Source organism: Hoeflea sp. (assembly GCF_984452065.1).
Genome location: NZ_CFHWAF010000003.1, coordinates 61,249 through 81,104, shown reverse-complemented (window position 1 = coordinate 81,104; position 19,856 = coordinate 61,249). Strand labels below are relative to the sequence as shown.

Annotated in this window: 15 protein-coding genes; 6 read left to right on the top strand and 9 right to left on the bottom strand. The window is 58.3% G+C overall.

Going from position 1 to position 19,856, the window contains the following annotated elements; all coding sequences use genetic code 11:
* Positions 1-40 precede the first annotated feature (40 nt).
* Both AC5E6N_RS01490 and AC5E6N_RS01485 read right to left on the bottom strand, forming a co-directional pair.
* Complete coding sequence (locus AC5E6N_RS01490; protein ID WP_491746135.1) at positions 41-922, bottom strand: carbohydrate ABC transporter permease; 882 nt, start codon at positions 920-922, stop codon at positions 41-43.
* Between the two features lie 83 nt (positions 923-1,005).
* Entirely contained in the window at positions 1,006-2,352 is a 1,347-nt protein-coding gene (locus AC5E6N_RS01485) for an ABC transporter substrate-binding protein (protein WP_491746134.1), read from the bottom strand.
* 537 nt (positions 2,353-2,889) lie between these two features.
* On the opposite strand from AC5E6N_RS01485, the gene AC5E6N_RS01480 reads away from it, so the two are divergent.
* From AC5E6N_RS01480 to AC5E6N_RS01460, 5 genes are all read left to right on the top strand, one after another.
* Positions 2,890-3,831: a MurR/RpiR family transcriptional regulator gene (locus AC5E6N_RS01480; RefSeq protein WP_491688248.1), complete on the top strand. Its 942-nt coding sequence runs from the start codon at positions 2,890-2,892 to the stop codon at positions 3,829-3,831.
* Between the two features lie 334 nt (positions 3,832-4,165).
* Positions 4,166-5,614, top strand: coding sequence for an aldehyde dehydrogenase family protein (locus tag AC5E6N_RS01475; protein ID WP_491746148.1), 1,449 nt, complete (start codon positions 4,166-4,168; stop codon positions 5,612-5,614).
* Positions 5,615-5,792: 178 nt separating this feature from the next.
* Positions 5,793-6,932 (top strand): amidohydrolase/deacetylase family metallohydrolase, encoded by a 1,140-nt coding sequence (locus AC5E6N_RS01470; protein ID WP_491746133.1) that lies wholly within the window; start codon positions 5,793-5,795, stop codon positions 6,930-6,932.
* A 43-nt stretch (positions 6,933-6,975) separates the two neighbouring features.
* Positions 6,976-8,136, top strand: a complete 1,161-nt coding sequence (thrC, locus tag AC5E6N_RS01465) for a threonine synthase (RefSeq protein WP_491746132.1) — start codon at positions 6,976-6,978, stop codon at positions 8,134-8,136.
* Positions 8,137-8,255: 119 nt separating this feature from the next.
* Positions 8,256-9,320: an ABC transporter ATP-binding protein gene (locus tag AC5E6N_RS01460; RefSeq protein ID WP_491746131.1), complete on the top strand. Its 1,065-nt coding sequence runs from the start codon at positions 8,256-8,258 to the stop codon at positions 9,318-9,320.
* Between the two features lie 214 nt (positions 9,321-9,534).
* On the opposite strand, the gene AC5E6N_RS01455 is transcribed toward AC5E6N_RS01460, so the two are convergent.
* From AC5E6N_RS01455 to AC5E6N_RS01435, 5 genes are all read right to left on the bottom strand, one after another.
* Positions 9,535-11,142, bottom strand: coding sequence for a GMC family oxidoreductase (locus AC5E6N_RS01455; protein ID WP_491746130.1), 1,608 nt, complete (start codon positions 11,140-11,142; stop codon positions 9,535-9,537).
* Positions 11,139-11,690, bottom strand: coding sequence for a hypothetical protein (locus AC5E6N_RS01450; protein ID WP_491746129.1), 552 nt, complete (start codon positions 11,688-11,690; stop codon positions 11,139-11,141). The genes AC5E6N_RS01455 and AC5E6N_RS01450 overlap by 4 nt, the downstream gene beginning before the upstream one ends.
* Positions 11,691-11,741: 51 nt before the next feature.
* Positions 11,742-12,779, bottom strand: coding sequence for an ABC transporter ATP-binding protein (locus AC5E6N_RS01445; protein ID WP_491746128.1), 1,038 nt, complete (start codon positions 12,777-12,779; stop codon positions 11,742-11,744).
* A gap of 62 nt (positions 12,780-12,841) precedes the next feature.
* Positions 12,842-14,782 carry an ABC transporter permease gene (locus tag AC5E6N_RS01440; RefSeq protein WP_491746127.1) on the bottom strand — a complete coding sequence of 647 codons (1,941 nt, stop codon included), beginning with the start codon at positions 14,780-14,782 and terminating at the stop codon, positions 12,842-12,844.
* Positions 14,783-14,819: 37 nt separating this feature from the next.
* Positions 14,820-16,121, bottom strand: a complete 1,302-nt coding sequence (locus AC5E6N_RS01435; protein ID WP_491746126.1) for an ABC transporter substrate-binding protein — start codon at positions 16,119-16,121, stop codon at positions 14,820-14,822.
* Positions 16,122-16,531: 410 nt separating this feature from the next.
* Here AC5E6N_RS01435 and AC5E6N_RS01430 point away from each other — a divergent pair, with 410 nt between their 5' ends.
* On the top strand, positions 16,532-16,672 hold the full coding sequence (locus tag AC5E6N_RS01430) for a hypothetical protein (RefSeq protein WP_491746125.1): 141 nt from the start codon (positions 16,532-16,534) through the stop codon (positions 16,670-16,672).
* Between the two features lie 63 nt (positions 16,673-16,735).
* On the opposite strand, the gene AC5E6N_RS01425 is transcribed toward AC5E6N_RS01430, so the two are convergent.
* Together AC5E6N_RS01425 and AC5E6N_RS01420 are read right to left on the bottom strand one after the other, a co-directional pair.
* Complete coding sequence (locus AC5E6N_RS01425; protein WP_491746124.1) at positions 16,736-17,821, bottom strand: ABC transporter ATP-binding protein; 1,086 nt, start codon at positions 17,819-17,821, stop codon at positions 16,736-16,738.
* Between the two features lie 24 nt (positions 17,822-17,845).
* Positions 17,846-19,834: an alpha-amylase family protein gene (locus AC5E6N_RS01420; RefSeq protein WP_491746123.1), complete on the bottom strand. Its 1,989-nt coding sequence runs from the start codon at positions 19,832-19,834 to the stop codon at positions 17,846-17,848.
* Between the last annotated feature and the right edge of the window lie 22 nt (positions 19,835-19,856).

Genomic DNA, 19,856 nt, shown 5'->3' with positions numbered 1-19,856 from the left:
GTCCTGGTTGACGTTCGTTGTTGTCGCAGGCCCGGCATGCCTATTCAGCCTCTCTTCTTTGTACCAGCTTGACGACGATCAGCCCACCGGCAAGGGCGACCAGGCTCAATATGACCGACAGGGCGGAGCCGATACCGATATTGGTGACGCCAAAGAGTTGCCGGTAGATCAGAATGCTCAGGACCTGCGTGGCATCGCCCGGACCGCCCTGCGTCATGGCGAAAATGACATCGAACTGCAGGAATGCATAGATGACGTTGAACACGATTACGGTGATCAGGGTCGACCGGAGCCAGGGCAACGTAATGTAACTGAACCGATGCCACGCGCCGGCGCCATCGATCGCCGCCGCTTCGCCAAGCTCTTTCGGAAGTGTCTGCAAACCCGACAGGATGAGAATGCCCGCGAAACTCGCCTGCCGCCAGACCGCGGCCATGATCGCCATAACCAGGGACCAACTGGGATCCGCCAGGAAATCGTGATAGTCGTCAATCAGATGCGCATGCATAAGAAGCGCGTTCAAGCCTCCGACACTGCCATCGACAAACCACCGCCATAGTATCCCGATCACCAGCCATGGTGTCGCCCACGGTATGATAAGAAGCGCCCTTGCCACACCCTGTCCCACGAAGCTCTCGTTGAGCAGCAACGCCATACCGAGGCCGAGGATGGTTGACAGAACGACAAAACCAGCTGCGAATATCAGCGTCACCCAAGCGGAGTGCCAAAATATCCCGCTTGACAGGATGATCGTGTAATTCTCGAAGCCAACGAATTCTCCGAGGCTGCGGACGCTGGCAGGCACGTCATGGAAACTGTAGACAATCGTCATGATCGTCGGAATGATCAACAGCGCAGCGAGAATGAATCCAGCCGGTGCCGCCAGTTGCAACCCAAACCAGCGGTCTGATTTTCGAGCCAAAGCAAGCTGCCTTTTGTGTACGAGCCATGCCCCCGCCGAATGCGGGGGCCGATTGCTGGTTTGCCAGATCCGGGTTAAGGCAACTAGAGCGTCTTTTTCTTACGCGCGGCCACGGCAGCATCCGCCATATCGCTTACGGCCTTTGCCGGTGTGGATTGTCCCAATAGCAGCCCGTGAACAAGGTCGCCCACCCTTAGCTGGAAAGTCGGATACCAGGGCAGCGTTCGCGCCGGGACGACCTTTGAGCCGCTTTCGAATGCCTTTGCGATCAGAGGCAGGTCGTAATAATCGGGAAACACGGCGATCACATCCGGGTCCGTGAAGAAATCTGGATAGGGGGCAGCAAGTCCGGCCGCCTTAGCCCACTGCGTGAATACCGCGAATTTGCGGTTCTCGTCCCTCCATCCGTAGTACTTCATAAGATCCCAGGCGGCGGCGCGGGTCTCGTCATTTCCAATGTCACCCATCTGCAAGACCTCGCCGATCTGCAGCGTGAAGTTTTCGCCACCAATCGGGGATTGCCGAATGTTCCCGGCTTCAGGGCCTACTGAATCGCGAACCTTGGTCAGGAAATAGTGATGAAAGACAAAGAGCGCGGCATCGCCCTGCGCCATTTCGCTCGACATTTTGCTCGGATCGTCGTTCAGCAGCGACTTGGGCGCTAGTTCCTCGCGGTACATCATTTGCCACCATTCAAAGACATCCTTGGTCTTCGGATCGTCCGCAAATACCGGCATGCCTTCTTCATCGAACGGCGTGATGCCTTCGTTGAGAAGGTAAGTGATCAGGTACTCTTCGCAGAACTCCTTGACCCAGTACGCACGGTAGGGCGCGTCGACTATACCGGCCGACCGCAAGGCTTTGCAGGCGTCGTAAATCTGCGAAAGCGTTTGGGGTGGACTCTCGACTCCCGCTTCATCCAGCATGCGCGCGTTGTACTGCAGCATGTAGACCGCGGAGAAATATGGAACACTGATAATATCGCCAGCTGCGTTTACATGCCGTTCGCGCGCGCTTTCATACATGTCACCCATCAGGGCATCTATGCCCGGGAGATCATTCAGTCTTGCAGCCCAGCCTTCCTTGAAGAACTTTTGCGAGTTATATCCGAAATTGTAGTATACATCGATCTCCGCGCCGCCCCGCAGCCGCGTTTGCAATGCTGCCGAATAGCCGAGATTTGGAATAATCGCCAGATCGACTTTTCCTTTCCCGGTTTCCGCCCATCCGGCGACGAGCTGATTGATCGTATTGGGCTGGAAATCCCAAGCCAACATCTTCACTGTCGTATTGGCGGCCTCATCGGCTTGGGCCGTATTGGCTGCCCCCAACGGGAGCGTACCCAACAGCGCCGAGGCGCCAGCGGCCTGCAAAAACTCCCTGCGGTTCGCAAATGCGTTTACTGCTTTTGACCGTTTCGTTTCGTTCATTACAAATTACCTCCCGTTTCTCTGAATCCGGCGGCGAGTGCAATCCGGTCTGCTCTTGTTTGTGTCATTGTCGCAGAGTTGCACATTTGGCCGCTCACGGCGTTTCTTCCGGTCGAAAACGGCTTTGCCGAGCCGTTTTACGGTGCGGAATATGCCTATCGTTCAATTGTAAGGCAAGCATATTTTTATTTTTTGTCTCATTTTTGAGAGCATAAGCGGAAAAATCGTGCATAATTCTGCTAATTGTGATATGAAAAAGAAACTTTTTGGAGAATGATGAATCTCTGTTCAATCCATGCGTCACTTTGGTGCTAAAGGGAATAAATGTTTGGATGATCTGGCCGATTTGATGTCATGTAGCCAAGCCCGAACGCACGTCATTCGTGTGAAAACGAACATATTGGGGAGCTTAAACCTTGTTGACGACCGGCAGCGCAGTTGCAATCGGATGGCTTGACGCATCGCTCAATCCGCTCCGCCGGACACGTTGATGCAAAGCGATCCATAACCATACAACATCGAAGCAACGGATCAGCCATGTCCAGAACCACGCCACCCCGAACGCCAAAAGACGACGCCACGGCTGTATCGGGTCTTCAATCAACCGGCTCGTCCCCGGACATAATCGCTCTCATTGTCGACCGGGAACCGACGTTATCCAAGTCCCGCCGAAAAATCGCCAACGCGATCCTCAGCGATCCGCGGACATTTGTGGAAAAGCCGGTTGAAGATCTCATAGGATGGCTCGGCGTATCGGCGCCGACAATCTCACGTTTTGCGAATTCGTTCGGGTGTGACGGGCTTCGCGACCTGAAGCTGAAGATTATGGGTTCGATGCGCATAGGCATACGTTATCTGGAGCCGCCAACGCCACCGGAGACGATCGACGAGGTTATGGAACGCGTTGTGAAACGCGCACAAAGTGCGATATCGGAAGCGCATCACAACCTGGATCTGCAATCCGCGAACAACATCGTCGAGAGAATCGTCAATTGCAGGACGCTTTTTGCCTTTGGTAGCGGTGGCGTCTCGTCCTGGCTGATTGAAGAGATCGAAAATCGCTTCTTCAGGCTTGGGCTGCGTGTGGTTCCATCGAGCGATCATCAAATGCAGGTCATGCTTGCCGCAACGATGGAGAGCGCAGATGTGGTGCTGTGCAGTTCATTGAGCGGCGCGAACCAGGAATTGTTGCGCTCCATATCCGTCGCGCGCGAATATGGCGCGACCACCATAGCCCTTGCGCCTTCTGGCTCTCCGGTCGCCGAAGCGGTCGATTTGCTCCTGGCCGTCGATGTCAGCGAAGACCGCGAGGTTTTGAATGCAACAAGCCTTCGCTTTGCTTTCCTGGTCGCTGTTGACCTCCTCGCTTTCGCGACGGCGATCCATCCGGAAAGTCCGGCGCGCGAAAAGCTTCGTCGCATCGTACGGCAAGTGTCCGCGTTGCGCGACACCGACGAGCCCAAGCCGCTCAGCGACTGATATAGCCAAATATTTTATTTTCACATCATAAAATCCTGATTCTTGTCATAAGTTTCGTGAAAATTCTAAAAAATGAAATAAAAATAAAAAATTTGTTGCATGGGGTGAACTGACAGTGCATAGTCAGCCCGAGAGGCTGGCTGCCCGGACAATGGCTGTATCGTGCGCCGGATGCGGGATGGAAATCCCGACCGCCCGCATTCATGGTGTTGACCCGTTGGTGCCCGGGTGGCGATGCGATGCTGGGGCTCTGAGGCCAGTTCAACAGGCCGCATAAGCAGTGTCAGCCGTTACGGGTCAGCAATAAGGGAGGCGCGCTTTGCACGACCGGACTGTGAAACGGGTGGGAAACTTCATAGACGGGGCCTGGGTCGAGGAACCTGACTTGATGCCGGCCGTAAACCCCGCAACCGGCGAGATCATCGGACAACTCCCAAGGTCCGGCCGTGAGGCGGTCGACCGGGCCTGCAACTGTGCCCGTTCGGCCGCTTCCGGCTGGGCAGCAAAGACGGCATTCGAGCGGGCCGCGATGTGCGTCGCCATTGCCGACAAGATCGATGCGTCGTGTGAAGACCTCGCGCGCTCGCTCTCCATGGAGCAGGGCAAGATACTGAGTGAGGCGGTGGGTGAAGTCTCGGCGGCCGCAAGCGGGTTCCGAATGGCCGCCGAACTCGTCAAGCACATGGGCGGCACGACATCGCCGGTCGAGGATCCGACGAAGATCATTATGACGGTGAGGCAGCCCAGGGGTGTTTACGGCATCATCACGCCCTGGAATTTCCCGGTCAATATTCCCGTTGAGTATCTTGCGCCGGCAATTGCCACCGGCAATACCGTGGTCTGGGTGCCCGCCCCGTCGACATCACTTGTCGCCGCCGAACTCATGGCGGTTATCGATTCAGCGGATCCGCCCAAGGGTGTCGTCAACCTCGTCATCGGCGAGGGGCCGACCGTCGGCGATGCACTGGTCACGCATCCCCTGATCTCCGGAATTGGTTTCACCGGCAGTACGGCGACGGGACAACGCATCGCCGAGCGCGGTGCCGGCAAGGCGATGCTTCTGGAACTTGGCGGCAATGGTCCCCTCGTGGTGTTCGAAGACGCCGACCTGGACAATGCGGCCGCGGCGGCGGCGGCAGGTGCTTTCTACAATGCTGGTCAGGTTTGTACCGCAACCGGTCGCGTCCTGGCTCAGGAAGCCATAGTGGAACCGCTGGCGGAGCGGATCGCGAACCATGCACGCAAGCAGGTTCTCGGAGACCCGTTTCATCAGGGTACGACCATGGGGCCGCTAAACAACCCAGGTGTGGCTGCGAAGGTGAAGAACCATGTGGAAGAGGCCCTCGCAAACGGAGCGAAGGCCCTTGTTGGCGGGAACGCGCGGCCTGACTTGGGGAGTGATCTGTTTTTTGAGCCGACGGTGCTTGCGGGCGTTACGCCGGACATGCGTGTCAATCGTGAAGAAACCTTCGGTCCCGTTGTTCCGATCATCAGCTTCAGCGACGAAGCCGACGCTATGCGGCTTGCCTGTCAGGACGACTACGGTCTGAGCGTTGGAATATTTACCTCGGACATTTCACGCGGGCTGTCTGTCGCTAGCTCGATACCGGCCGGCATCGCCAACATCAATGCGGCAAGCACCTACTGGGAGATACATCTGCCTTTCGGCGGGGCGCCCGGTTCGAAGAGCGGTCTTGGGCGTCTGGGCGGCATTCACACGCTTGAAGCGATGACCGAACTCAAGACGATTACCATCACGACAAAACAGGACGATGCAGGGTAGGGCATCGCTTCAGCAAATGCAGACCGGTGAATGGTTGGCGTAGTCGACAAGGCTGACTGAACAAAGCGTCCCGTTGGCGGTTCCGCAAATGCTGGAGCGCGCTCCCATCAGTCCACCAAAAGGGCCGGTTGTCTGGAGCCCTTGCTTTAGATGATCATTCGCAATTAGAGGATATCACTTGGAAAAATATGATCTTGTTCTTTCCGGCGGGCGGGTGATCGACCCGTCCCAGGCAATCGACACCGTGTGCGATGTCGCCTTTTCCTCGAGCCGCGTCGCGGCGGTCGGAGAGGGTCTTGCTGAAGCAGGGCGCGACGTGCGCGACGTATCGGGCAGGATCGTGACGCCCGGCCTGATCGACCTCCACACACATGTCTATTGGGGCGGCACGTCGCTAGGCATAGACGCGGAGGATTTTGCCAGAACGAGCGGCGTTACCACATGCGTGGATACCGGAAGCGCCGGACCGGGCAATTTCCGCGGCTTCAGGGAGCACGTGATCGAAAAGACGCAGACACGTATCCTGGCATTCCTGCATGTGTCTTATGCTGGCATATTTGGCTACGTTCCGCGTCTTATGGTCGGCGAAAGTCATGACTTTCGCATGATGGCGCCGCAGGAGGCAGCGGTAACCATTGAAGAGAACCGCGATGTAATCGTCGGCATCAAAGTCCGTATCGGCCGTCAGGCCAGCGGTCCACAGGGGATTGCCCCGCTCGATGTGGCCACTGCTCTTTCCGATGAAACCGGCCTGCCTGTGATGTGTCACATCGACGAGCCGCCCCCGTCCTACGAGGCGGTGGTGGCGAAACTGCGGGCAGGTGATGTGTTGACGCATTGCTACAGGCCGTTTCCGAATTCACCGGTGACGGGCGAGGGTTTGGTGAAGGCGGAAGTCCTGGCGGCGCGCGGCCGTGGCGTTTATTTCGACATTGGACACGGACTTGGTTCTTTTTCCTACAAGACAGCGCGCGCAATGCTGAAGCACGGATTTCCGCCCGACACCATTTCCTCCGACGTCCATGCGTTCTGTGCGGATGGTCCCGCTTACGATCAGGTCACGACCATGACCAAATTTCTGGCGCTCGGCATGCCGCTCAGCGAAGTCATTGCCCGGTCGACCGTCAATGCCGCCAACATCATCAATCGACCGGAACTGGGAACATTCCGCCCGGGAGCCGTTGGCGACGCCTCCGTTCTCTCATTGGCAGAAGGCCGGTTCGAGCTTGAAGACGTGGAAGGCGAGGTCGTTGAAACCGATCGCCGGCTGGTCGCAGAGGGTGTTGCCGTCGCCGGCAAATGGTGGCACCCAGTGTGACGAAACGCCGATCTGAATATCATTCGAAGTTGAGACGGGACTCATGAAAAAGGCCCTTGCCGATTTGGAGACATTGCGCTGCACGTCCTGCGGTTGGACGACACCGATTTCGACCATGCCGTCCACATGCGCGCGCTGCGACGGGATCCTCGATGTGATGTATCCGCAGGAAACATGTGGGGAATCCTGTAGCGCCGGCGATGCCGGCATATGGAAATGGGCCGAATATCTGCCGTTCTGCGCTCCGCACCATCGCATCTCGCTTGGAGAGGCGGACTCACCACTCTTGAAATGCGACAGGCTGGCTGAGCATCTCGGGTTGTCCAATTTCTGGATCAAGAATGACTCGATCATGCCGACCGGTTCATTCAAGGACCGGGCAATGGCACTGACGGTGTCGCTTGCATGTCAATACGAACAGGACGGTCTGGTCCTGTCCTCCAGCGGAAATGCCGGTGCCTCTGCAGCAGCCTATGCCGCCAGGGCCGGGCTGACCGTCAAGGTGCTCGTGCCGGCGCACACGCCGGACGCCAAGTTGCGTCAGATCGCCATATGCGGTGCCGAGTTGATCACCGTCGACGGAACGACGAGTGACACGTGCCAGATGGTTCAGCGATTGGCGCGCGAGAATAGGCTGACAAATGTGACGACGACGTTTCACAGTCCCTATGGTGTCGAAGGCTATGCGACCATTGCCTATGAAACGGCCGATATCAGCGCCGATGTCGTACTGCTTCCCATCGCAAGCGGCCCGCTTCTCGCCGGCATGATGAAGGGATACAGCCGGATGAAGGCGAAGGGTCTGATCGCCAAGGTGCCGCGCCCGATCGCTGTCCAGGCGCAAAACTGCGCCCCGATTGTCCGTGCCTTCAATGACAACACGGCGGTCGGTCCCTGGGCGCACCAGCCTTCGATAGCCTCGGCCCTGAACGACACGCTGGCGGGTTATGAGCGCGATGGCGATTACACGCTGGACTGGATCAGAAGGTTCGACGGACATGCGACCGCGGTCGATGAGGAAACGATCGCCGATGCCACCCGCGAACTGGCGACGACGGAAGGGCTTGTCGTCGAACCAAGCGCAGCGGTCACCATCGGCGCCATCAGAGACCTCCTGGCGGACGGCCGGATCGCACCGGATGAGAACGTTCTCGCGGTTGTGACCGGACACGGGCTGAAGGACCTGTCATGCGCGCATGTGTGATCCGGCCCGGAGACCGGGAATACCCCTTGCCGGTTGCGACAGGCGACGCACGGTAACGGTTTTGCATCGGTTGCGCGGTGTGCGACCAGAGATTTCATCTATCCGGAAGGAATGTTGTCATGGGATCTGTCGAGATAAACGGTATCGGCAAATCATATGGGAGCCTTGCCGTTCTGCAAGACATCTCGCTTACAGTGGAAGACGGCGAGTTCATCGTTCTGGTCGGGCCTTCCGGCTGCGGAAAATCCACGCTGCTTCGGATGATCGCGGGATTGGAGGACACGCTGGAAGGGGATATTCGCATTGGCGACCGGCTCGTCAATGAGCAGTCGCCCAAGGACCGCAATATCGCGATGGTTTTCCAGAACTACGCGCTCTATCCGCACATGACCGTGGCTGAGAACATGGGTTTTTCACTTCGCCTTTCGCGGGTGGACAAAAACGATATACGGCAGAAGCTGACCAATGCCGCGTCCATTCTCGGACTGGCCGATCTTCTGGCTCGCTATCCCCGGCAATTGTCAGGCGGGCAGCGTCAGCGGGTGGCCATGGGCCGCGCCATCGTGCGGGATCCCGAAGCGTTTTTGTTCGACGAGCCCCTGTCCAACCTCGACGCCAAACTTCGGGTCCAGATGCGCGCCGAGATAAAGGCGCTCCATCAGCGCATCTCGACAACGATGATCTATGTCACCCATGACCAGGTCGAGGCGATGACCATGGCCGACCGGATTGTGGTCATGCGCGACGGCCGTATCGAACAAATCGGCGCTCCCCTTGATGTGTACGACCGTCCGGCCAATATGTTCGTTGCCGGTTTCATCGGGTCGCCCTCGATGAACTTTCTGACGGGAAAGCTCGAAGGCCATGACAACACGATGGCGTTCACCTTGCCGGGCGGGACGCGGATCCTCATCGACAGGAACGATCTCCCCGCTGGTTCCGATGTGGTTATGGGCGTGCGACCGGAGCACTTTCTCATTGCCGGCAAGGGCGCGGCGGCTGATGTGACAGTCATCGAGCCCATGGGATCCGAAACCCAGATTCATGCCCGGATGGATGACCAGGAAATCGTCATCCTGTCCCATCAGCGGCAAAAGATTTCACCGGGCGAAACCGTGCATCTCGCTGTGGACGCAAACGCCGTGCACTTCTTCGACAGGCAGTCAGGGCAGCGCCTGATCTGACGCGAGCCCGGCATACCATCCGCAAGACCGGAATCGTTGTCCGGGAACTGTGTGTGCGTGCCGAGGCACCCGTGCTGCCATCAACCGAATGCGACACTTTTTCGGCGGTGACGACACGGCCTGCCTTCATTCGATGGCTTCGCCACCCGCTATCCTTCTGTCAACCACCACCACCATCGCGTCGGTCAAATGATCCAATTCAAATCAGACCTGCTCAAGCACCGTCGAGGTTTCTGAAATTATCGCGAATGTAAGCCGCCGTACGCAGCGCCAGCGCCGAGACTGTGGGCGTTGGGTTGACTACGCCACCGGTTGTCAAAATGCTTCCGTCGACAATGAACATATTGGGCACATCCCAGCATTGAGCCCATTTGTTAACCACCGATGTTTCCGGATCCGCACCCATGCGACATGTACCGATCATGTGCCAGGCCGGCGTGCAGTAGACACCGTCACTGTTTCGATAGTCCTGTAGTTGGTACTCAAAGGCGCCGGCCGCCTTCGCGATGTCCTCGATGCGATCAAGCATGTAGTTCATCATGCGCTTGTCATTCTCTCCGGGCACATAGCGTGTCACCGCCGCGGGTATCCCGTCAGAATCCGACTTCTCCGGGTCGAGCGTCACACGATTTTCTGGGTTCGGCAGATCGTCGCCTATGGCGAAAACGCCAAAGCCATGACCGAAATGACGTTCGAACCATTTGTGGTGATCGCGTCCCCATGGTGCGCGGTTGGCGCTGAACCAGCCGGCTGCCGTCTCTCCGGCCGAGGCCGCGCTGGTGATGCAGTTGAAATTGAAGCCGTTGACAAAGCCACGCGTAACATCTGTCTCCGCAAACTCGCGCGAGATTAACGATGCGAGGTAACCGGTGTGGCCGTCAACAGGCTCGTCCACCCAGATCTCGCCTGCAACGAGCGTGTGATGAAGAAGGTTGCGCCCGACCTGGTCGGATTGGTTGGCAAGGTTGTCGGATGTGAGAAGAAGCCGCGGCGTGCCGACACCATTGGCGGCAAGCACCACGATGCGCGCCTTCTGAAAATGTTGGTGCCCGGTATGGCGATCGACGTAAAGCGCACCTGTGGCGTTGTTGTCTCTGCCGCGTTCGATCTTCAGAACCCGCGCATTGATAATGAGTTCTGCGCCGTGCTTGATCGCCCGCGGCCAAACCACCGTCGAGTACATGCACATGGAGCCGCGTGGACAACCATTGCAGGCGCCGCAGCCGTTGCAGGCCGGTCGATTGTCATAGTTCTCACTGATGGCAGCTGCTTCAACCGGCCACCAATGCCACTCAAGTCGGTCAAAGGCATCGGCCAGCAGCTTCGAAACTTTTGACGGTGGCATCGGGCGCGTTGGACAGGGATCACGCGTCGGCATGGCCGGGTCGCCCGCAAGGCCACAGACTCCAACAAGGCGGTCAGCCTGTTCGTAAAAGGGCGCCAAGTCCTCGTAGGTTATTGGCCAGTCGGGCTGTAGTCCGTGCTCCGTGCCCTTGCGGAAATCCGAGGGACGATAGCGCGGCCATATACCACCATAAGCGTTGGTGGAGCCACCGACCCCGTTCCACATCAGGATTTGTGAAGAATCCGAGATCACTGGATAGTCGTCCGGGTGAACACGCTTGTTGACGTCCGGATTCCAGTTTGTACGCCGCTGCCAGGACCAGTCGGCGTGAAGATGCGCATAGTCCTCCGGCTTCACCCACGAGCCTTGCTCCAGGCAGACAACATCAAGGCCGGCTTCCGCCAGAACCAGAGCGGCCAGCGAACCTGATGCGCCAGCGCCGATGATCAGGACGTCGCAAATTCTGCCTGCCTTCACCGCTTGATCCCCCAACGCTTGGTGCGGTTTTCCTCAAGATGCAGTGTGGAGATGTCGACGGGCATAACCCGGTCGGTGGCCGTATACGCACCGCGTTTGTGCCGCGGTGCGTCTTTGTCGAAGTCGAACGACCGCATCGGATAACCAAGGAGATGCGGGCGAAGCGCATAGGGACGGCCCTGGCGCCTGATTGCCTCAACCACAAACGGGTTCTCATAGTATGCAAACGTGGTGGCGATGCGCACTTGTTCGAATAGTTCCGGCTCGGCCGCCTCAAAGTTCTTCACGATGACAACGCGCTCCCTCATTGAGCGGCCAGCAAGCGGCCCGCCGGCGGCGATCATGGCATCGACGATGCGGCCAAGCACCGCCTCACCCGCCTGCTCTGAGAGACGTATCGCGACAAGACTTTGAACTCCGACCGAGGAGGCGGAGGGCCAGCCATTGCCGCCTGGAATCAGCTCATCCATCAAGCCTGCAAAGAGCGCGGCGCCCTCCAGCGGCGGCAACTCATGCCGATCCTGGTATTCACCTGTGTTGAAACTCATCGTGTTGCCTCCCTTTATTGTGTCCGCCAGCATCTTCGCCCGCGACATGGCTTAGGGCCTGCTGAGGTTCGGGATTTGATCCTGAGATAGAGAAAGATCTGTGTTCGCTCCCGATTTCACCGCAGTGTTGGTGCGCACTCCGCTGGCGGCATCGAAGCGGTGGACAGTGTCCTCCGGTGCATAGAGGGTTATGCGACCGCCCAGCGGCAAACCGGTCGGATCGGTGCAAGTCGCCTTGATCAACTGATCGTCCACCATAACATCCAGGAAGTGAATCGGCCCGGCTGGCTCGACCAGGGAAAGCTCGCCGGTTAGCAACATGCCATCCTCACGCCCATCGGCCGGCTGCAGATCATGCGGGCGAATCCCGAGCATGACGTTGTCGTCTTCGGCTCGTGCGACCCGGCTGGCGGGCAGGAAGTTCATCTGCGGGCTGCCTATGAAACCTGCGACAAAGAGATTGGCCGGGTCCTTGTAAACGGTCATAGGCGGCGCGAACTGCTGCACCACTCCATCCTTCATTACGGCGATCCTGTCGGAGAGCACCATTGCCTCCTCCTGGTCGTGGGTCACGAAGATCACAGTGATCTTCAACTCGCGCTGCAAGCGGCGGATTTCGGTGCGCATCTTGACGCGCAGACCCGCGTCGAGATTGGAAAGCGGCTCGTCCATCAGCAAGACCGCAGGATTGCGTACGATTGCCCGGCCGACAGCGACACGCTGGCGCTGTCCGCCGGAGAGGTCGGAAGGCAGGCGGTCCAACAGACCCTCAAGACCGAGAACCTGCGCCGCCCAGTCGACCTGGCGTTGCACTGTCGCTTCGTTGACCCTTTGCTGGCGCAACGGGAACGCGATGTTGTCTCGAACATACATGTGGGGGTACAGCGCATAGTCCTGAAAAACGAGTGCGATGTTGCGCTCACGCGGCGAAAGGTCCGAAATCTCCTGATCGTCGAACCGGATCGAGCCATCGTTAATTTGCTCCAGACCGGCAATGCAGTAGAGCAGCGTCGACTTCCCGCACCCGGAGGGCCCGAGGAAGGAGATGAACTCGCCGTCGGCAATGGACAGGCCGAGATCCTTCAACACCTCCGTTTCCCGATAGTTCTTGCACAGGTTCGTAATAGAGATGGCAACCATGGACCAGGGCCTCAACCTTTAACTGCACCGGAGAGAGCGCCCTGCACCAGGTAGCGCTGAAAGAAGAATGCGATGGCCACTGGTGGCAGGATCGACAACACACTTGTCGCGAACAGCGGGCCATATTCGTAAAACTGCGCTTGGATGAGGAAACCGGACATGATCACGGGGATCGTCTGTGAGTTCGGCGTTGCTGTGAGTATCAGGGCAAACAAAAACTCATTCCACGATACGAGGAAACAGAAGATGAGCGCCGCGATGATACCGGGACGTACCACTGGTCGGAGAACCTTCCAAATCATTGCGGTACGTGTGCAGCCGTCGATCAGCGCAGCGCGATCGAGGCTTTCCGGCACGCCTTCGAACGTCGACTTCATCATCCAGGTGCAAAGCGGAAGCAGAATTGAAGAATAAGCGATGATCAGGGCCACTCGCGTATCGAGAAGACCGATGCTGCGGAAGATGATAAAAAACGGCAGCACCAAGGTGAGTGCCGGAATCATTCGAGTGAGCAGCAAGGCCCACAAGCTCACGTTAAAAAAGCGATAACGGTCATAACGGGCAAAGGCGTAGCCGGCGAGCGTGCCAAGCGCCACATTCATGATCGAAACAACGATGCCCACGACGAGACTATTGGTCAGGGCCAGTGGAACGCGCCGGGCATAGGCACTGCTGGTACCGCCTTCTGCTGTGAGCACCGAGGTGAAGTTGTCCAATGTAATAGCCGAAGGGAAAATGGTCGGCGGGGTGCGGATAAGATCAGCGGCCGGAGACAGGCTCATCAGGACGAGAGCCGCGACCGGAAGCGCCGACCACAGAAAGATCAATGCCGCGGTGGCCAATAGAATGATATTTGTGAGCCGGGCCGTCGTCGCAGCTTTGAATGCGCGGCGTGGCGTGAAGGGCGGCAGCGTCGCCATAGTGTAGCGCTTGGCGACCGACGCGGTCCATTCCGCCTCCATATCCCGCATGTACGAGGCAGCGTGCGGCCCGGCGGCAACCCGCCGCCGACTCCGCGTCGGTCCGAGAACGAAAAAGTAGAGAACGGCAAGCGCGAGGCTCGTAATCGTCAAAACATAGAGTGTCGCGGCGCCTTGGCCGAAGCGCAGGAACTGGAAGGACTCCAGATAACCCAGCCACGCGAGCAATGTGGTCGCGGTACCCGGTCCGCCGCGCGTCATGATCAGCAGAATGTCAAAGGCCATCAGCGCGTTGATCGTCGCGATGATCATGACGAACAGCAGTGTCGACTTTAGCCAAGGGAGCGTTACCGAAAAGAAGCGTCGGACCGGCCCTGCACCGTCGAGGATCGCCGCACGGTACAGGTTGCCGGGGATCGATTGCAATGCCGAAAGCAGCAGCAGTGCGGTAAGAGGCGCCTGGTTCCAGACATGGGTTAGCGCTACGAGGTTGAGCGCCCGAAAGCCATTGCCCAGCCAAGGTGTGGCTGAGGAGCCCATGCCCAGATCGTGCAAAAGTCCGTTCAGGAAACCGAAGTTTCCAGCATAAATGAAAGACCACAATACGCCGACGGCGACCGGCGCCATTGCCCAAGGAACCAAAACGACGCTGCGCAGGAGCCCGCGGCCGATAAATCGCTCGTTCAAGACGAGCGCGATGATCATGCCAAGGATCGTCGTTCCCACCACCGCAAACACGGCAAAATAAGCCGTGCGCGCAAAGGACACCCAAAACTGCGAGCCAGAGAGAAGAGAGGCATAATTGTCAGCGCCCACGAAAATCCAACGCTTGGTGATTGGATTGATGCTGTTGAACGAAAGGTAAAGACTATAAAGGAGCGGCAATCCAGCGATCGCAACGACGATCAATAAGGTCGGTGCAACTGCGGCATAACCAAATGCTGGTGGACCATCCGTCAGGTGGCGGGAGATGGAGGGGACGTTCGCAGGGGCCTTCAACGTTTTTGGCATGCCGGGCTTGACCTTGGACACATGCGCCTCCCACCGCTGTTTCCGGGGTTCAGCTACCTTACTGATATTGTGTCTTCAACTCGCTGGCTTTCTCCGCCAGCGCGGCCACGAGATTGTCTGTAGAACTGCCGGACCGAATGTACTCCTGTACTCTTTGCATCATGAAGAGGTCCCATTCAGAGAACCAAATCTCCTTGCCGACCTTACGTGCAGTGGCGATCTCCACTTGGGCGGCGGCGATCTCCAGGTCCTTCCACTTGGCGAACGCCTCAACAACGTCTGGATCACTCATGACTTCCTTGTATCCGGAGCCTAGTCCAAACTCGAGCGCCCAGCGCTTAATGACGTGGTATTCGCCGTCTTTGGACTTGCCACCGAAAAACTGCAACAAGTTCCATACGCGCTCGACGTCGACTGGCTGCGAGCCCATGAGGTAGCAGGCTGTCCAGGCCATCGTGGAGCGGGTTGCTCCCGGCATCATCGCATTTTTGATCCGACCGGCGACCTTGGAGACGGCAGGATCATTGACTACCTTCTGGTTATAGTCGTGCAGTACCATGAAGGTATGGCGCCCGGAGGCATAGCTTGGGACACCCTCGCCGGGCAGCGTCATGATATCTTCGGAGACAAGCCCTTCCTGGTACAGGCTTTGGTGCGTCTCCAGGACCCTGCGTAGCGCCGGCTCATCAACAAAGTCGTTGTTCTCATCGAAGACCTTGGCACCCTCCGAGTACCAGGCTGCGAAAATGCTCCACGAAAGTTCGGCCCACCTTTGGCCCCATGCGGATATGTAAGGCGCGTCGGAGATACCGTCCGCTTTTAGCTTGCGGCAAGCCTCCAACAGCGCATCCCAACTCTCCGGAACCTCAATGCCGACTTTGGTCAGGTGCTCCTCGTTGTAAACAAAGGCGTTGTAGCCCGCATAGTATGGCATTCCGGCGAAGCGTCCATCCGGCAGCGACAACGACTCGATACTGACCGGGAGGATGCCGGCCTTGATGTCATCGACACCAGGGAGGCTCTCCAGATCGCGAATCCAGCCGGCAGTGTGCCAGCGCGCGATCCGGTCTTCTTCAGAATAGAACATATCCATGTGCTGACCGCCGGTCAGTTTGGTTTCCACCACGGCGTGGTAGTCGCCTGTGGCAAGCTCGTAGTTGACGCTCTCATCATAGAGGTCCGAGAAAATACCAACATTCTCCTCTACGATCTGTGGCTGATACTGCCAGCCAACGAAGGTCAGCGGCGTCGATGGGGCACCTAATGCGGGCTGTCCGAACAGAGCTCCGGCAGACAGTGCCGCTCCGCCCTGGAGAACCCGGCGGCGGGACAGAAGGAATTTCTCCAAGGATTGTGTCATCTCAGTCTCTCCTCCCATATTGCTCCGACCCGAACACTGTGTGGCGAAGCTTCTTTATGTCAGCGCGCTTGATATGCGCTGTGTGCAAATGCGGTCAATCCATCTGCCATGCATTGGGCATTAAGTCGGATTGAGTATGCGGTCGAGATTTGCTTGCGGCAAGGCTTTTTTTAATTTTTCATCAATTTATGGATATTTTGTCTAAAATATCTCAATATTTTTTGATATATGATAAAAAAATAAAACTTTTGAGATTGAGGAGTAAAGCAGCGCAGCATGAAACGGCTCCGTTTGACGAGGTTATGGAGGCCCTCGAAACCGGATGACCGGATCGTTTTTGGTTGGATTCTTCTGCCTTCGGTTTCCGGGTCGGTACCGAGTGAAAGTCGACGAAGGCCTCGAGCCTTTCCGTGGGGGTCGATGAGGAAGCGATTGCCGGTGTTGCCCGCCAATTGGTGGCGAAGGAGGGGCTCGTCTTCGAACCGAGTGCGGCGGTCACGATCGGCGCCATCGGGGAACTCCTGGCGGACGGCCGAATCTCACTGTATTAGAATGTTCTTGTGGTTGTTACTGGGTATGGGCTACGGCTGCCACAACACCCGCGTGGAGGAGGTTCAGGGGCTCAAGTTCAGATTGGCCCCTGTCCTTTGGTCGAACAGGTGGGTTTCATTGGCCTGAAAGGTGACTTCGACCTTCTGCCCCTCGGCAAGTGGTGTCTTCTTGTCCATCTCGGCGATGACCATTTCGCCGGCGAAATCGAGCACCACAATCCGGTCGGGACCGGTCAGTTCGATCATGTTGATCGTCGCATTGTGCCGGTCCGGATCACCATCCACGCATATGTGGACATGCTCGGGCCGTGCCCCGAAGGTGACCTTTGCGCCGGGTCGCGCTTTTGCGGCCGCGGCGCAAGGCAGCCGGTTTGCCCTGTAGTTGACATAGACCGCGTCCGCCTCCACAGCGATGTCGCCTTCCAGAAGGTTCATCGAAGGTGAGCCTATGAAGCTGGCGACAAACAGGTTGGCCGGATGGTCGTAGAGTTCGGCCGGCGTGCCGACCTGTTCGATGACGCCGGTGTTCATGACCACGATCTTATCGGCCATGGTCATCGCCTCGATCTGGTCATGCGTGACGTAGATGGTCGTGCATCCCAGGCGCCGGTGCAGGGCGCGGATTTCCGTGCGCATCTGGACCCGCAGCTTGGCGTCGAGGTTGGACAGGGGTTCGTCGAACAGGAAGACCTTGGAATCGCGCACGATGGCGCGGCCCATGGCGACCCGCTGCCGCTGACCGCCTGAAAGCTGGCTTGGCTTGCGGTCAAGCAGCGGTTCAAGGCCGAGGATGGCCGCCGCCTCCTGTACCCGCCGGTGAATGATGTCGCGGCTTTGTTTCTTCAAGCGCAGGCTGAATGCCATGTTCTCGAAGACGCTCTTGTGCGGATAGAGGGCATAGTTCTGGAAAACCATCGCGATGTTGCGATCCTTGGCCGGGACCTCGTTGACAACTCTGCCGGTGATTTCGATGTCCCCTGACGATACGGTTTCAAGCCCTGCGATCATGCGCAAAAGGGTTGACTTGCCGCATCCCGACGGGCCGACCAGCACGACGAACTCCTGCGGGTCGATGCCGAGGTTGATGTTGCGGATCGCATGGTAGCTGCCGTAGTGCTTGTTGAGATTGTGGACCGCAACTGCCGTCATCTTCTCACCTCCTTCCCGCCGGTCTCAGCCATGCGCGATCTCGATCATCTGATGGCCATGCAGACGAGGCACCGTGAAGCGTGCCCGGTCGCCGTCATACGTGAAGTCGACGGGCGTGCCCTGCGGCACGAGCCGCACCGAGGACACCGTGCCGGCGGCCTCGACATCCACGGCAATGTCGGACAGCGTAACGATGTCCTGGATCGGCTGGACCGGACCGCCCGTCAGTTTCCCGCGCAATGTCGGATTGGCGTAGAGCAGATGCAGAACGTCGCGGCCGTCCTGGCGCCTGAGCGTCGCCCGTCCCGCGACCGGAAGGCCGGCATCGATCATTTTGGGTCGGCCAAGCGCGGCGGCGACCACCTTGTCGGCGATCTCCAGCGCCGCGACCGCACCGGCCTTGTGGTAGACCGAAAAAACCGGATGGGCGAGATAGGTCACGCTGCCCTTTTGCGTGCCCAATGCGAAACCGTTGGCATCGGGCCTTGCCGGCGTGTGCAGATGACCGCTGAACATGTCGCCGGCGCGGTCGAAATAGGGATCGAATATGTCGCCGAGGGTCTCGCCGTCGGTCACTGTCACCTGTTGCGACGGCGCATACATGAACAGCGGCGCATCGACGAAGGAGGCGCGCAGATCGCTCCTTGGCAGCGCATAGTCGCCACCCTTCATTTGCGATTGCCCGTGCCACTTTGCGCCCGCGTCGAACAGGAACGTGCCGTCGCGCAGACCGCTCGTACCGGTCATCAGCAAATGTCCGCCCTGGTCGAGATAGGCATCGAGCCTGGCTTTCAGTGCGTCATCGACGACGATCGCATCGGGCAGGATGATCAGACGGTAGGCGTTCAAATCGCTGCCGGGCGACAGGAGATCGAAAGTATATTTGCATTCGAGCAGTAGCCGGACCGCGCCGTCATCGACCGGGTTGTGCTGGCCCGGCAGATCGCTGAACAGCGGACGCCCGGCGGCCTCGATACTCATCAGACCGATTTCGGCACGGTTGGTGCTTCCCTCCAGCCAGGGCTCGCAGGCTTCCACATGGGCATAGGCTTTGCCGACCGCCGCATAGGTTGAATGGTCGACATCGCCCGCCGGGTTGAGATGATCGCCGATGCAACAGCGCGCGCCCTGTGCGATCATCGCGCCGCATTCGTAGACCAGAGCGTCGGGCTTCTTGTAGCCGCCCATCTCACCCCAGGCCTGGTGGAACTTGCCGGTCATGCCGAGATAGGTCATGCCGGTCGGCTCGAAATAGCGCGCCGACACCGGGAAATGTTCGTAACCCCACTTGGCGGTGGGCAGCGATTCGATTTCCAGATGGCTGAAATATCTGCGCAGCACGTCGTCGCGGCCGCGCCGGATATGGCCCAGATTGTAGAAGACCGGCAGATCGGCGCCCTTGGCGATACCGGTGATCCGCTCGAAGAGGCGCAGCGTCGTCTGTTCGGAGAACTGGTCGCGATGATCGGGATCGGTCCAGTCGAGGCCGTCCGCTTCCATGCCCTTTTTGGCGTATTCACTGATGGACGGCTTCTGGAAACAAATGTCCATCCACAGGCCGTGCGTGTTCGGGAAGAGCCGGACCACTTCCTCGACCTGGGCGGCCAGATAGTCGAGATAGGGTGACGAGAGATCGAGAAACTGCCAGCCGGTTTCCGCATTGTACCGCTTCAGGATCGGGTTGGAGCCATCAGGGTTGACGATGGGCCAATCGGGATGGTTGCGGGCGGCCAGTTCATCCCACACTACCGAAACGTAGATCGGCGTTTCGATGCCGCGTGCCTGCAGCGCGTCAACCTGCGCGCGCAAGAGATCGAATTCCAGATGCGGGTGCATCTCGCCGACCTCGGTGGGATGGTATGAGTAGCCGTGATGGCATTTGGCGAACACATTGATCGAATCGACGCCCGCCCTGGCGATCGTGTCGGCAAAATCTCCGGGATCGAACCGACTGCCGATACCGGGAATCTCGCCGGCGGTATGAAAGTCAAGGTGAATCTGACGATAACGCATGATATGTCCTCTCGCGAAAGTT